Origin of the sequence: Rhodophyticola sp., from assembly GCF_965284195.1 — a bacterium.
In the GTDB taxonomy this organism is placed as follows: domain Bacteria; phylum Pseudomonadota; class Alphaproteobacteria; order Rhodobacterales; family Rhodobacteraceae; genus Rhodophyticola.
Map to the genome: position 1 here is coordinate 446,040 of NZ_CBDIRM010000001.1, position 14,455 is coordinate 460,494.

The following is a 14,455-nucleotide window of genomic DNA, read 5'->3' on the forward strand; positions in this document are numbered from 1 at the left end:
CGTTGACCCGAAGTGATTTCCTAAACGCGTGGTCCGCAAGCACCCCAGATCAGCGCTTTTCCGCCTTCGTGGCGTGGATCGGCGATGCACTTGCCAGCTACGACTCCCTGATCGGCCCGATCGACCTGCAGCGCGATGCGGCGGCCGACCCAATCCTTCAACCCGACAAGATGAGCTATCGGCTGTCGCCTGATCTTTTCACCCAGGGCGCGCCCGACGCGGCCGCTGATCTGGGCGATCTCATCATTGACCGGTCTGTCTATCTGGCGATGCGCGCCTGGGAGGAGAGGCAGAAGGAGAAACAGGAATGGGAGAAGGAGGCGCGCAAGCAGCGCGACAAGGACTACGAGAAGATGCTGAAAGACGCCAAGCCCAAGGGCAGCAAGGCGGGTTATGGAGACTACCTGCTTTATCTGCGGATGAAGGAGCTTGAGGGCGGATCGGGCTAGGCGGCGAACAGGGAGTTTTCCAGATGGCATTTGCAGAACTGAACGAGCATCAGATTGAGGCCCTGACCACCCATGCGGCCGCGCGCAAGACCCATACCCGCGCCGGGCTGATGCGGATGCTGGCCGAACTCAGGCTGGAATTCATCGAAGGCGCCGAAGAGGCCCTGCATTGCAGTCAGTGGCTGGGCGCGCAGACCGCGCTGGTGCAGGCCGCCTATCGTCTTGAGGTCGCCAGCGCCCGCGCTGAGGAGGAGGCGCGGCGCGCCGACGCGCTTGTCTGGTTGGCCGAAACGCCCGATCTCATCGCGTCGACGCGGGCCCGCGCGCTGCCGCAGGAGGGTGCATCGGATGGCTGATCCCGTATTCGGCGTCACCGGCGCCGGGGCCGCTCTGGTGCCCGACGACACATATGGCGATGTTGCGCGCGGCATGATCGGGCGGTCGCGGGGATACTGCCTTGCGACCCTGTTCATCGTCGATCTGGACCCGGCGGGCGACACCGATCTGCGCGTGGACGGCATGGTGCAGGAGATGGCGGCGGCGGCATGGCGCGGGGTGGACGCACGGCTGATCGTGGGCGGCTCCCGCGTGAATGGCGATATTCTGGATATGGCGCGTCTGGCGCGGGCGCGGGCCCGTTCTTTGGGCCTGCCGTGCCGGATGGTGGCGACGACCGAGCAGATCTCCAACCATTCCAAGGTGTTGGTGGCCGACGGGGTCACGCTTCTGGGATCCCATAACTGGTCCCCCGGTGCGTTGACGGGCCAGCGGCAGGACAGTGTCGCGATCACTTCGGCGGTGTTCGCGGCCTATCAGCTGTCTCGCTTCGCCGCGCAATGGGCCACAGCGGGCGCGGAGGGTTTCGATGTTCCGGATTGATTGGCACGATGTGACGACGAAGGATGTGCTGGACGGGCTGCGCCAGATCGCCGGGGCGCCTGAGGGTGCGGCGGCGCGCGACGATCTGCTGCGCCCGGTTGTGGCGGGCATTCTGGCGCATGTGGGCGGCCTGCCGGTCACCGGGCAGCCATGGTCCGGGGCCGACTGCACCGCGGCCGCGCGGCTGCTACTGGCCGAGGCCGTGGCCGGGTTTCTGCGCCGCGGCCATGGGCATGGAACGGATCTGCCGGGCTGCGATCTTGGCCCCGCTGCGGGGATGTTGGAGCGTACGCTGACCGCGCGCGCCCGCGTGGAGGTCAATCACGCGGATGCCGACACGCTTGCCGCGCTGCCGGTGATCGGGCCCGCAACCGCCGCCCGCATTCTGAACGACCGCCGCGCGCGCGGGCCCTTCTCCTCCGCCAGCGAACTTGCCGAGCGGGTCAGCGGGATCGGGCCGGCCGGCGCGGAGCGGCTGAACCTCATGCTGTCCTTCGATGGCCCGCTAGTGTCGGGAGGGCGGGTTTCGGGCGATCTGGATGCGGATCTTCCCCGTCTGCTGGCCCTCTCTCCCGAACCGGATCCCGCTCGCCGTCTGGCCCGCATGCTGGAGGCGGTGGCCGGGTTCGTGGCGGCGGATCCGCATCCGGCGACCGTGGCGGGGCGTCCGCGCGATGATCTTCCGGTGGGCGACACAACGCCACTTCCGCAGATGCAGGCCTGCGACCAGATCGAGGTGCTGGAAGACGGCGCCTATTATCTGCGGCTGCAAACCCTGCTTGAAGAGGCTCGAAACCGGATCGACGTGGCCATGTTCTTCATGGCTTTCCCCGGCCCGACCCACCCGACCCGCGCGCTTCTGGAGCGGCTGGCGTCGGCACATGACACCGGTGTTGCCGTCCGGGTGCTGCTGGATCGGGACCGGGAGGATGATCCCTACCGGTCCCGCGTGATCAATGCGGAGGCGGCGGGATTCCTGAAGTCGCGCGGCGTGCCGGTGCGGATCGACCCGGAGGAGGTTCTCATGCATTCCAAGACGGTCGCGATTGATCGCAGGCTGGCGGTTGTCGGCTCCCATAACTGGACCGCCGGGTCCTACTTTCGCTATCGCGACATGTCGGTGGCGATCACCTCGCAAGAGGTGGCGACTGCTCTGCATGACCGGTTCGACGGCCTATGGGCCTTGGGGACGGACGCCTGACCCCCCCCGCTTCATGCAGCCTGCCAAGCCTCGTCGATGGCAGGTTCAGGCGGCGCGCGCCCTTGCCATCTGCTCTGCCATCCGCAAGGCCGCGATCAGGCTGGTGGCATCGGCCTGGCCCGTGCCGGCGATGTCGAACGCCGTGCCGTGATCGGGTGACGTGCGGATGAAGGGCAGGCCAAGGGTGACGTTCACGCCGCCCGAGAAATCCAGCGTCTTGATCGGGATCAGGGCCTGATCGTGATACATGGCGATGGCCGCGTCATAGCCCGCGCGGGCTGCATCATGAAACATCGTGTCTGCGGAATGCGGGCCGGTGATGGCCATGCCCTCGGCCTTCAGCGCGGCGATCACGGGCGCGATCAGGTCGGTCTCCTCCGCGCCGATTGTACCGCCTTCGCCCGCATGGGGGTTCAGTCCGGCCACGGCGATGCGCGGCGCCTCCACACCGAAATCCCGGCGCAGCGCCGCCTCGGTGATGCGGATCGTGTCCATCAGGAGCGCGCGGTCCAAGACGCCCGGCACCTTGGCCAGCGGGATGTGGATGGTGGTCGGCACCACGCGCAGCGCGTCGCAGGCCAGCATCATCACCACACGGGGCACGCCCGCCAGATGGGCCAGATACTCCGTATGGCCGGGATGGGAAAACCCGGCCCCGTCTTTCAGCGCCTTCTTGTTGATCGGCGCGGTGCAGAGCGCGGATGCCTCCCCCCGCATCACCAGATCGACACCCCGGGCGATCGCGTCGATCACGGCCTGGGCATTGGCCGGGTCGGGTTTGCCGGGTATGGCAGCGGCGGGGAAATCATGGGCCAGAACCGGCAGCGCGTGGCCCGAGATATGGGTGGCGTCGCCGGGGGCATGGATCACCTCCACCGGCGCGCCATGGCCGGTCAGATGCTTTGGATCGCCAATCGCGAAAAACGGCAACCGGGCCCCGAGCCGGGCCCAGGCCTTGGCGGCGATTTCGGGCCCTATGCCCGCGGGCTCCCCACAGCTCAACGCGATGGGGGCAGTGCTCATTCGTCTTCCGTGATGATCGCGTCGGCCCGCAACTCGGCCAGGAACCCGTCGGCATAGCTTTCCAGACGCTGCTGGAACAGGGCCTGGCGTACCTCTTCGCGGCCGCCTTCCGGCAGTTCGGTCGAGCGGCCGCAGAGCATCAGCACCTGCAGGATCTGGCCGTTGTTGCGGGTGATGCCAAAGGACATCTCGTTATCGTCGAGCTTCGCCAGTTCCAGCGATACATCCGCCGGCACGTCCCCGATCGGCAGGGATTGCCGGGTAAATCCGCCGGGGCGCGCACCATAGAGGTCGTCGCAGACATCCACGTCGTTGCGCAGACGCTGCGCCTCGGCAAGCGCGTCTTCGGAGCGTCCGCCCTCGATCGGGATCGTTGCGTATTCGACGGCGGTGATCACCGGGGTCACGAAATCGGTCTCTTCGAAATCTCGCAGCTGGAAGATCGCGATGGCCGGACCAAAGGGAATCGGCTCGGTCACATCGCCCGGCCCAAGCGTCAGCACCAGAGACCGCAATCCGGGCGGCAGGCTGGACAGGGGCCGCCAGCCAAGCGACCCGCCGGCCCGTGCGGTACCGGCAGCCGAAAACCGGCGCGCGGCGGCCGAAAATCCGGCCACATCGCCATCCAGCGTCTCGGAAAGCCGCTGGATCTGCGCCCTCGCTTCTTCCTGGTTCTGCGGGGTCAGCGGAATGACCAGTTCGGCCAGCAGGATGCGTGCGCCCTGCGAGGATCCGCTCAGCGTCAGCGCGCGGTCGATCTCTTCCTCCGTCACCTGTGCGCGCGGGCCGAAGCGGGTGCGCAGCACGTTGCGCCAGGTAACGCCCGCCGCGACGAAATCCCGGAATGTTTCGGCGGAAACACCTTCGGCCGCGATCGCCTGAATGAACTGTTCGGGTTCCAGATTGGCGCGCGCGGTGAATTCGGCCATCCCCTCCTCGATCTCCTCGGCCGAGGCGGTCAGACCGAGCCTTTCGCTGGCTTGAGCCTGCAGACGTTCATTGACGAGGTCCTCGCGGGCTGTCTCTTCCAGATCGCCGGGGGCGTTCAGAAGCTCCAGAAACCGGCGGCGTTGCTCGATCTCGTAATAGGTCACCGCGCGGTCGTTGACGGTGATCGCGGCCGTGAAGGGGCTTTGCTGCGCGTTTGTGGCGACAGGCGCCAGCGCGGCAGTCAGGGACAGGGCGCCGGCGATGACCAGGGCGATCCAATCGGGCCGTGAAAACTGTTTTGCTCGCATGCTCATCGTTTCTTGTCCGTTATCCTGTTGCGCAGTTCCGGTCAGCGGCAGCTGCGATCGTAGCGGCGGCCATCCCGCGTAGCGCCAAAGCCATTCAGCGCGACAGTCAGGCCCAATTCGGTTGACGGCTCCAACGTAGCCGAGGAGGTGAAGCGGCGCGAGAGGGAAAACTCCACATCAACGCATTCCGTTGCATAGCTCAACGCCAGCCCGGCCCGCGTCGGTTCGTCGGTGACGAAATCATAGCGCCAATCGACGGCCGCGGCCCAAGCATTCTCGAAATCATAGCGGGCATCGAAGGACCATTCGGCCATATCCAGCGGGCGGCCCTCGGCCGGGTCGGCCCGTAGCCAAGTGAAGCGGGAGGTGAGGCCGTGTGCCTCCCCGGTCCAGGAGACGGCAAGCTCGTTGGAGGTGAAATCGAACGCATCGTCGAACAGCATCCGGTTCATCACACTCAGATCCTGCCCGAGGCCCAGATTGGCAGAAAGCAGCCAGTCGGATTGGCGCCCGTCCAGCCCCGAGCCCGGCGTGAAAGGCCCGAAATCCCCTTCGCGGAAGACCCGGCCTACCGTAACGCCGAGTGACCAGCCAAGCGGGTCGGTCCGCGTATAGGTCACGCCGATATTCAGCCGCTGTCCGGTTTCGCGGGCGTCGTTGCCCGGGAACCGGTTGAGCGAAAAAAGATTTGCCTCGTCGAATTCCACCACCGCGCTGTCCTCATTGGGGATCATCGCCGTGTCGTCCTCGCTCCAGGCCAGTTGCACGGTCGGCTCGATAAGATGGGTCACGCCGCGCTCGCTGGTCATGGCCCATGGCCAGCGCAGTTCGACGGCGGCAAAGGGGGCGATCCGGGTTTCCTGATCCGGAAAGCCGCTGTCTTCCCGGATGTTGTAATAGTCGGCGTAAACCTCCGTTTCGACGGCGAGAAGGAGCCCGGCGGGCAGCACCCAATCGCGGCGCCAGTCTGCACTTGCCGTCACGCGCCCGACATCGCGGCCAATCATATCGGTGTCATCGACGCGGTAATGGGCATGGGTACTGAAGCTGAGGGACGCGATGCCGCCAAGCCCCGCGGGCGTGTAGCGTCGGGTATACTCCGCATTCAGCGCCCGGTTCGGCAGGATGCGGTTGTCGTCGCCGTCGCGCAGCGAGGTGAAATAGGTAAATCCGCCTTCGATATACTCATCCCGGCGGGCCCGGCTGAAGGTGAGGTGGCTTCGCAGCCGGTCCTCATCGGAATAGCCATAGGCGAGAAGATAACTCCGGTCGGTGACGCCTTGCAGCCCGAAATCGAGCTGGAAATCGCGGGGCAGGTCGAATGTGCCTTCGGCAAAGACATATCCGCGCTGGTCGTCATCTGTCAGATCATCCCAGGTCAGCGCCCCATCGACCTCGACAAACCCGTTGCGAAATGCCTGGCGATAGCGCGCCTCGATGCTTTGGCTCTGGCCAAGCGTCAGAAACGGCGTCAGCGTCAGATCGGCATGGTCGCCCAGTTCGATGAAATAGGGCAGGCGGATGCCGGTGCCGATCAGATCGTCGCCGCCGATCGAAGGGGCGAGAAAGCCGGTGGCGCGCTCCAGCGTCGGGTCGGGCAGGCGCAGGCGGGGGATATAGGCAAGCGGGATGCCAAGCGCCCGGAACTGCGCCCCCTCGAAGTATAACTGCCGCTCCAGTTGATCATGCACGATCCGCCGGGCGCGGATCTCCCAAAGCGGGATCGGGTTGTTCGCGCAGATCTCGCAGGAGGAGGCGACGGTCTGGTAAAGCTGCGTATACCGCCCCTCCGTCCGGTTGATCTCGGTTGCCGCGATCTGCAGTTGCCGGTCCAGCACCAGCCGCGCGGATTGCAGAATGCCGCTTTGCATATCCGCCGACAACTGGGCGAACTCGGCGAAGAAAACGGTGCGCCCGTTGGCTTCGATCACGCTGAGCGGGCCTTGCACGACCATCGTGTCGTTCACACCGTCGTAGCGCACGGACTGGGCCCGCATCCGGCTGCCCTGATAAAACACCTCGACATTGCCGGTGGCCTCGACGACCTGGCTAGCGCCGTCGAACTCGATGCTGTCCGCGATCAGGGTGGCGGGCATCGGGTCCGTGGGCTGGGCGTCGGCCCCGGTGGCGCCAAGCGCGGCTGCGAACAAGGACAGGGCCAGGAGAAGGGCGCGCAGCGGGCTCATCCATCCTCCGTATGAAGCAAAAGGCCGAGCGCCAGAAGAATTGCGGCCAGGGGCGGCGTCCAGGCGACGACAGAAATCGGAAGCTGGCCGGTCTCGCCCAGAACCTGTGCGAAGCTGCGGATGAAAAACACCCCGAACCCCAGCAGGATCGCCGACAGGACCATGACGCCGGTCTTTCCGAACCGCGTGTGCCGCATCGTGAACCCTGCCGCGATCAGCACCATCGCGGCCAGCATCAGCGGATTGCTCAACTCCATCTGAAGCCAGACCCGATGCTGAAGCGCGGCAAAGCCCGCGCGGTTCAGCTGCCGGATGAAACCGGGCAGTTCATAGATCGGAACGGTCGTGGGGCTGCCGAAACTGTCACGGATCTGTTCGCGGGTCAGGGTGGAGGGCAGGGTATGCGCGGCCAGCGTTTCGGCCTCGGCCTCGGGGTTGGCGCTGCCCGCGAGCGGCCAGATCTTCACATTCTCAAGCGACCATGCCCCCAGTTCCAGCTGTGCCGACCCGGCATCGATCCGGCGCTGCATGGTTCCCTGGTCGTCGAACACGAAGAAGCTGGCATTGCTCAGCACCGTGCCGTCGGCATTGGATCTGTCCGCACGGATGACGGTCTGCCTTGCCTCGCTGCCCTGACGCAGCCACAAGCCCTCCGCGCTGACCGAAAGCGTGCGCTCTTCGCCGGTCTGGAAGCGCGCGATGCTTTGCGAATATTGCCGTTCCGTCGCCGCGACAATGGGGTTGAGCACGGTGATCCCCAGGACGCCCAGCAGGACCGCCACCACCACAGGCGACATCGTGCTGCGCAGGGCCGAACGCCCCGCCGCCCGCACGACCACCAGTTCCGAGGTCCGCGCAAGCCCGAGGAACAGGAACAGGGTCGCGATCATGATGAACAGCGGCAACATCTCGTAAAGTGTGCCGGGCAGATTAAGCAGCGCCAGCTGGAACGCCGCGTTCAGGCCGGCCTCGGGGTTGCCGATCCGGCGCAACTGTTCGGCCAGATCGATGGGCAGCAGGATCGAGATGAACACCCCCAGCACGATCGCGAACGATCTCAGGAAGCGCCGCGCGATATACAGATGCAGGATCATGCCGCCGCCCGCCGTCGCACGCGGGGCCCGCGCATTCCCCGAAGGGTCAGCCCGGCGACAATCAGAAGTGCAAGAAGCGGTTGCAGATAGATCAGCAGGATCTGCCCGCCCTCCCTGAGGGCCAGCGCTTCGGCCGCATTCCACGTCATCTGAAGCGGGATGATCAGAACCACCGCCAGCAGGATCTGCGGCCAGACCCCGAAACGGGAAAAGGAGCCGAGCATCAAGGTGGCCGCCCCGATCGCCGGCACCAGCAGGACGAAGAGCGCGCGCGCGATCCGGCTGTGCCCCTCGAACTGCATGGCGGCGCGGTCAAATCCCTGTTCGGTGGCGAAATCCGGATCGGCGCGCAGCAGAACCGGCGTGGACAACTCGCCCAGATCGTAGCGCCGCGCGTCCGGCGCCTCGATCAGACCGGCGATGTCATAGGTGAAATCGTCGAATTCCACGATCGAAAGCCGCTGATCGGCGGCCGTTCGGGTCTGTGCCATCCCGTCGAACATCACCAGCCGCGGCCCGGCCTCGCCGCGGACCAGAAGCGCCCTGCGTGCGTTGTAAGTGGTTTCGGCACCCAGGCTGGAGCGATCCTGCAGAAAGATATCCCGGAACTCGCCCAGTTCGGTGATTTCCCGGATATAAACGGTCAGCCCGGCGGTGGGGTGGATGAACTCCCCTTCGCGCAAAAGTCGCCCGGTCATGTCCTGGGTGACCTCGGCGCTGCGCTCGTTGAACTGGCCGCGGGCGGCGGGCGCCAGCACATTGGCCAGAATGCCGACCAGAACCGCCAGCAGCAGCCCGAACAGCGCCACGGGCCGCAACAGCCGGATCACACCCATGCCGGCGGTCTGCAGAACCACGAGTTCGGATTCGGCGATCATCCGGTTGAAGATGTAAAGCGTGGCCACGAATGCGGAAACCGGTAGCACCGTCAGCATGATCTGCGGCAGGCTGAGCGCGGTGAATTCAAGAAAGACGGCAAGGTTCTGGCCATCGGCGATCAGCGAGTCGAACAGGTCGACCGCCCGGTTGATCCAATACACGGATATCAGGACAAGGCTGAAAAAGCCGAACAACACCAGCAGTTGTGACAGGATATACCGGTCGTACCGCCCCACAGGTCATGCCCCTCATCTAGTGTCGTTCGTTGGTCTTTTACCCGGTTTTACTGCAATCCCGTCTCCGTTAACAGGCCCATCTGGTCATCCTCCGCGGCCCCGCCTAAGCTGCGGCAAATCTCGAACATCATGAGGCCCCGTATGACCACCCCCATCGACATTTCCTTTGCTGAAACCGACCTGGACGCCTTGCGCGAATTCGAGGGAAAGATCGCGGTCTTTGCCACCGAGGACGGCAAGATGGATGCCGGCGCCCGGCGCGCCAACCGGCTGACACGGGGCGCGGTCGCGCGGATGCTGGATGCGGAGGGCTGGAGCAAGGTGAAGGAGGGCGAAGGCTTCGTGATGGGCTTTCCCGCCGGGGTTCTCGCCAGCGCGGTGATGGTCCTGAAACTGCCGCGCCGTCCGTCGACGGAGCTGGCACGCAAGGCCGGCGCGAGCCTTGCCAAGTTCAAGGGCGACGAGCCGCTTCTGGTGGTGGCAGGCACGTTGAACCGGATCGAGGAAGTCTCGCTCGGGCTGGCGCTTCGGGCCTACAGCTTCACCGATCACAAGACCGAAGAAATCGCCAAACCCGGCCCCGCCACAATCTTCTGCAGCAAACCCGAGGCGGTGGCCGCCGCCGCCAAACCGGCCATGGCACTGGCGGAAGGCGTGTTTTTCACACGCGATCTGGTCAGCGAACCGGCCAATGTGCTGACCACCGATGATTTCGCCGCCCGGCTGGCCGCGATGCAGGAAATCGGCCTTGAGGTCGAAATCCTGGAAGAGGCCGACATGAAAAAGCTCGGCATGGGTGCGCTTTTGGGGGTGGGGCAGGGCAGCGATGCACCCTCCAAGATCGTGGTGATGCAGTGGAAGGGCGGCGGGAAGGAGCCGCCGCTGGCGCTGGTCGGCAAGGGGGTGGTGTTCGACACCGGCGGGATCAGCCTCAAGCCGGCGGCAGGCATGGAAGATATGACGATGGACATGGGCGGCGCGGGTGTCGTCTCGGGGGTGATGCGCGCGCTGGCCCTGCGCAAGGCGAAGGCCAATGTGGTGGGGCTGGTCGGACTTGTCGAAAACATGCCCGGGCCGAATGCGCAGCGCCCCGGCGATGTGGTCAGATCCATGAAGGGCGACACGATCGAAGTGATCAACACCGATGCCGAGGGGCGGTTGGTTCTGGCCGATGTCATGTGGTACGCGCAGGATCGGTTTGCCCCTTCCGCGATGGTCGATCTGGCAACGCTGACGGGCGCGATCATCATCGGTCTGGGTCATGAAAACGCCGGCGTGTTCTCCAATGACGACGGGTTCTGCAACGCGTTTCTCAAGGCGGCCGAAGCGGAGGGCGAAGGGGCCTGGCGGATGCCCTTGGGGGAGGCGTATGACAAGATGCTGAAATCGGAAGTGGCTGATATGAAGAATGTCGGCGGCCGCCCGGCCGGCTCGATCACGGCGGCGCAGTTCCTGAAGCGGTTCGTGAAGGACGAGACCCCGTGGATCCATCTGGACATCGCGGGCGTGGCCAGCGTGAAATCGGACACGGCACTGGCGCCCAAAGGGGCGACCGGCTGGGGCGTGCTGGCGCTCGACCGGCTGATCCGCGACCGCTACGAGGGCTGACGCTTGGGGGATGCCTATTTCTACCATCTGACCCGGCGCCCGCTTGAAGAGACGCTGGCCAGTCTGGCGGGCAAGGCGCGCGGGGCGGGCTGGCGGGTGGCGGTGCGCGCCCGGACCGATGCGATGGTGGAGCGGCTGGACGATCTGCTCTGGCTGCGCCCGGAGGACGGGTTTTTGCCCCATGGGCGCGCCGGCGGTGATCATGACGCGGAGCAACCGATCCTGTTGACGACCTTGACCGAGATGCCCAACGGCGCCACCTGCCTGATGAGCGTCGAGGGTGCCCCCGTCGAGGCCGAGGAGGTTGCGGCGCTGGACCGCGTCTGCATCCTGTTCGATGGGCACGATCCGGGCGCGGTGCAGCAGGCACGGGAGCAATGGAAGACGCTCACAACTGCGGGCTGCGCCGCCCGATACTGGTCCGAAGAAAGCGGCGCCTGGGAGATGAAAGCCGAAAGCGGCACCTGATCGCCCGGGCCCCGGCGTTGCCTGGCCATCCGCCCGGCAATGTTCAGCGGGTCAGAACCAGCTCCCCGCCGGTGATCTCGATCCGGTCGAAGCGGTTGAGATAGGTCATCCCAAGCAGGCTTTCGGCCATGGCCCCCGAATTCACCACCGCAGGCACATCCGTTTCCACCACCCCGCCAAGGGCCACCTGATCCAGACGCACGGGGGCGGTTTCCACCAGACCGTTCGCCGTCATCGCGCGGCCCGAGAAGACGAGGCGGTCCATGTCGACCCCGACGCGCACCGCGTCCTGCCGGGTCAGCACCATATCCGATGCGCCCGTGTCGACGACGAAGCGCACCGGGGTCTCGTTGATGTCCAGCATCAGATAGTAATGCCCGTCAGGCGCGCGCGGCACCTCGATCACGGCACCATCCAGCGCGGTCGATTGCCGGGGCAGAACCGTGCCGCGGATGTCGCCCCAGACGCCGACCGCCACGATCGCGCCCAGGAAGATGAACACCCAGATCGCGGCCTGCTGCGCCATCTTGCCCATCTGGTGCCGGTTCGCGACCAGAAAGTATCCGGCGATAACCGTGCCGAAGAGCCCCAGATAGATAAATGAGGCGATTTGATCTCCGCTCATGCGCGACCCTCCATTCGCCCCTGATATAGGGGCTTCGGCGCTCAAATCACCTGCAGATCGCGGAAACCGTCGATCACGAACTGCACCGAAAGCGCGGCCAGCAACATGCCCAGAATACGGGTCACCACATTGATGCCGACCGGCCCCAGCAGGCGCTCCAGCGGGCTGGCCAGCAGAAACAGCACGAAGACGCACAGCAGCACCAGCACCATGACCCCGTGGATCATCGCGATATGAAGCGTATCGGTGCCGGGCTCGCCCGCCAGTAGGATCATCGTGGTGATCGACCCGGGCCCGGCGATCAGCGGTATGGCCAGCGGAAACACCGACGGATCTTCGGGATGGGCGGCATCCGCCTGCCCTTGACGGCGGGGCGCGCGACGTTCGAACAACATGTCGAGCGCCGTCAGAAACAGCAAGATGCCGCCGGCCATCCGAAAGGCGGGCATCGAGATGCCGAGGAAATTCAGCACGGCCTCCCCGGCCAGTCCGAAAAGCGTTAGCAGCGCCACCGCCACGAGACAGGCGCGGATCGCGATGCCGCGGCGCGCCCGGGTGGTCATGCCCTGGGTCAGCGCCACGAAAAGCGGGGCCATGCCGATCGGGTCGATGATGACGAAAAGCGCCACGAACGCGGGGATGGCGGTGGAAAAATCCATCGCCCTAGCCCTGCAGCGATTTTGCGGGTGCCGGTGTCATTCGGCGGCCTCTTCGGCTTTTTCGATCCGCTCCTGCGCGGCCATCCACAAGGCTTCCGCCCGGTCGAGCCCGTCCATCACCTCGGCATACTTCTTCTGCCATGTGTCCAGCTCACCCTTGCGGCCATCTTCATAGAGGGCGGGATCCGCCAGTTTGGTGGCCAGCTTGTCGCGCATCTGGTTGAGCTTCTCCACCCGCGCGTCGGCCTTTCTCAGTTCGGCCCGAAGATCCTGCATCTGCGCGTGGCTGGGGCGCTTCGGCCTCGGTTTGTCGGGCTTCGGCGGTTTCTCGTCGCCTTGCAGGAGCATCCTGCGATACGCTTCGAGATCCTCGGTATAGGGCGCCACACTGCCATCTTTCACCAGCCACAACCGGTCGGCGACCATGCTCAGCAGGTGCATGTCGTGCGAAACGAGAATGACGGCGCCGGAATAGGCGGTCAGCGCCTCGACCAGCGCCTCGCGGCTTTCGATATCCAAGTGGTTCGTGGGTTCGTCCAGGATCAGCATATGGGGCGCATCGATGGTTGCCAGCAGCAGCGACAGCCGCGCCTTCTGCCCGCCGGACAGGCGGGCCACCTCGGTATCGGCCTGATCGGGGCCAAGCCCGAACCCGGCCAGCCGGGCCCGCAGCTTGGACTGCATTTCCGTGGGCCGCTCGCGCTGGATATGCTGAAGCGGCGTTTCATCGATATGCAACTCGTCCACCTGATGTTGCGCGAAATAGCCCACGCGCAGTTTGGAGGACTGGGTTTTTCGACCTTCGGAGGCCTTGAGTTTCCCCGCCAGCAGCTTGGAGAGCGTGGATTTGCCTTCGCCGTTCCGGCCCAGAAGCGCGATACGGTCGTCCTGATCGATCCGCAGGTTCAGCCGTTTCAGCACCGGGGGGCCGTCATATCCGACGGCTACACCGTCCAGTTGCACGATGGGCGGCGACAGATCCTCGGGCCTGGGAAAGGTGAACACGGTGCGCGCGGCGTCTTCGGGCATCCGGATCGTGTCCATCCGCTCCAGCATCTTCACCCGGGACTGGGCCTGTTTCGCCTTGCTGGCCTTGGCCTTGAAGCGGTCGACGAAGCTTTGCAGATGGGCGCGGCGGGCCTCCTGCTTCTTGGCCTCTGCCGCCTGCACCGCGCGTTTTTCGGCCCGCGTGCGCGCAAAGATGTCGTAGCCGCCGGTGTAAAGGGTCAGCTTCCGGTCGGCGAGATGCAGGATGTGGCCCACGGCGCGGTTCAGAAGCTCCCGGTCGTGAGAGATGATCAGCACGGTATGCGGGTATTTGGCCAGATAGCTTTCCAGCCAGAGCGCGCCTTCGAGATCCAGATAGTTTGTCGGTTCATCCAGCAGCAGCAGGTCGGGGGCCGAGAACAGAACCCCCGCCAGGGCCACGCGCATCCGCCACCCGCCCGAAAAGGCGGAGCAGGGCATATGCTGTTCGGCATCGGTGAAACCCAGTCCCTTCAGGATCGTGGCCGCCCGCGCCTCCGCCGACCATGCGTCGATATCGGCAAGCCGGGTCTGTATCTCGGCGATCCGGCCCGCATCCTGCGCGGTGTCCGCCTCGGCCATCAGTTGCGCGCGTTCGGTATCGGCCTCCAGCACGGTGTCCAGCAACGAGGTTTCGGAGGAGGGGACTTCCTGCGCGACGCCGCCGATGCGGGCGCGCTCGGGCAGGGTAATCGCGCCGCCATCCAGCACCAGTTCCCCGCGGATCAGACGGAAAAGCGTGGTCTTGCCGGTCCCGTTCCGGCCCACGATACCCACCTTGTGACCCGCCGGTATGGAGGCCGAGGCCCCTTCAAGCAGGGGTCGGCCAGCAATGGAATAGGATATCTCGGCAATTCGTAGCATGGGCGCGGTGTGGCGGAGCG

At 65.5% G+C, this 14,455-nt stretch carries 14 protein-coding genes; 6 read left to right on the forward strand and 8 right to left on the reverse strand.

Annotated features, from left to right (window positions below):
• The first annotated feature begins 2 nt into the window (after positions 1-2).
• From ACQ651_RS02260 to ACQ651_RS02275, 4 genes are read left to right on the forward strand one after another with little or no spacing between them, the layout of a single operon-like run.
• The gene (locus ACQ651_RS02260; RefSeq protein WP_430448100.1) at positions 3-449 is read left to right on the forward strand and encodes a hypothetical protein; all 447 of its coding nucleotides are present in this window, start codon (positions 3-5) and stop codon (positions 447-449) included.
• 23 nt (positions 450-472) lie between these two features.
• Entirely contained in the window at positions 473-805 is a 333-nt protein-coding gene (locus ACQ651_RS02265; protein WP_430448102.1) for a hypothetical protein, read from the forward strand.
• A complete protein-coding gene (locus tag ACQ651_RS02270; protein WP_430448103.1) occupies positions 798-1,328 on the forward strand; it encodes a phospholipase D-like domain-containing protein in 531 nt (176 codons plus the stop codon). Before ACQ651_RS02265 ends, ACQ651_RS02270 begins: the two co-directional genes overlap by 8 nt.
• Positions 1,315-2,529 (forward strand): phospholipase D-like domain-containing protein, encoded by a 1,215-nt coding sequence (locus tag ACQ651_RS02275; protein WP_430448105.1) that lies wholly within the window; start codon positions 1,315-1,317, stop codon positions 2,527-2,529. The genes ACQ651_RS02270 and ACQ651_RS02275 overlap by 14 nt, the downstream gene beginning before the upstream one ends.
• Positions 2,530-2,574: 45 nt before the next feature.
• Here the strand turns inward: ACQ651_RS02275 and pdxA are convergent, their stop codons facing one another.
• Genes pdxA through lptF form a run of 5 tightly spaced genes read right to left on the reverse strand, consistent with a single transcriptional unit; the run spans position 2,575 to position 9,185 of the window.
• Entirely contained in the window at positions 2,575-3,552 is a 978-nt protein-coding gene (gene pdxA / locus ACQ651_RS02280) for a 4-hydroxythreonine-4-phosphate dehydrogenase PdxA (protein ID WP_430448106.1), read from the reverse strand.
• Entirely contained in the window at positions 3,549-4,796 is a 1,248-nt protein-coding gene (locus ACQ651_RS02285) for a peptidylprolyl isomerase (RefSeq protein ID WP_430448107.1), read from the reverse strand. The genes pdxA and ACQ651_RS02285 overlap by 4 nt, the downstream gene beginning before the upstream one ends.
• A 35-nt stretch (positions 4,797-4,831) precedes the next feature.
• Complete coding sequence (locus tag ACQ651_RS02290; protein WP_430448109.1) at positions 4,832-6,976, reverse strand: LPS-assembly protein LptD; 2,145 nt, start codon at positions 6,974-6,976, stop codon at positions 4,832-4,834.
• Complete coding sequence (gene lptG / locus ACQ651_RS02295; protein WP_227284030.1) at positions 6,973-8,070, reverse strand: LPS export ABC transporter permease LptG; 1,098 nt, start codon at positions 8,068-8,070, stop codon at positions 6,973-6,975. Before lptG ends, ACQ651_RS02290 begins: the two co-directional genes overlap by 4 nt.
• Positions 8,067-9,185, reverse strand: coding sequence for an LPS export ABC transporter permease LptF (gene lptF / locus ACQ651_RS02300; RefSeq protein WP_227284029.1), 1,119 nt, complete (start codon positions 9,183-9,185; stop codon positions 8,067-8,069). Before lptF ends, lptG begins: the two co-directional genes overlap by 4 nt.
• A gap of 141 nt (positions 9,186-9,326) precedes the next feature.
• On the opposite strand from lptF, the gene ACQ651_RS02305 reads away from it, so the two are divergent.
• Positions 9,327-10,793 carry a leucyl aminopeptidase gene (locus tag ACQ651_RS02305; protein WP_430448111.1) on the forward strand — a complete coding sequence of 489 codons (1,467 nt, stop codon included), beginning with the start codon at positions 9,327-9,329 and terminating at the stop codon, positions 10,791-10,793.
• Between the two features lie 3 nt (positions 10,794-10,796).
• Positions 10,797-11,261, forward strand: a complete 465-nt coding sequence (locus tag ACQ651_RS02310) for a DNA polymerase III subunit chi (RefSeq protein ID WP_430448113.1) — start codon at positions 10,797-10,799, stop codon at positions 11,259-11,261.
• Positions 11,262-11,304: 43 nt separating this feature from the next.
• On the opposite strand, the gene ACQ651_RS02315 is transcribed toward ACQ651_RS02310, so the two are convergent.
• From ACQ651_RS02315 to ACQ651_RS02325, 3 genes are read right to left on the reverse strand one after another with little or no spacing between them, the layout of a single operon-like run.
• On the reverse strand, positions 11,305-11,886 hold the full coding sequence (locus ACQ651_RS02315; protein ID WP_227284026.1) for a retropepsin-like aspartic protease family protein: 582 nt from the start codon (positions 11,884-11,886) through the stop codon (positions 11,305-11,307).
• Between the two features lie 41 nt (positions 11,887-11,927).
• Positions 11,928-12,545 (reverse strand): MarC family protein, encoded by a 618-nt coding sequence (locus ACQ651_RS02320; RefSeq protein WP_227284025.1) that lies wholly within the window; start codon positions 12,543-12,545, stop codon positions 11,928-11,930.
• A gap of 36 nt (positions 12,546-12,581) precedes the next feature.
• Positions 12,582-14,435 carry an ABC-F family ATP-binding cassette domain-containing protein gene (locus tag ACQ651_RS02325; protein ID WP_375550352.1) on the reverse strand — a complete coding sequence of 618 codons (1,854 nt, stop codon included), beginning with the start codon at positions 14,433-14,435 and terminating at the stop codon, positions 12,582-12,584.
• Positions 14,436-14,455 lie beyond the last annotated feature (20 nt).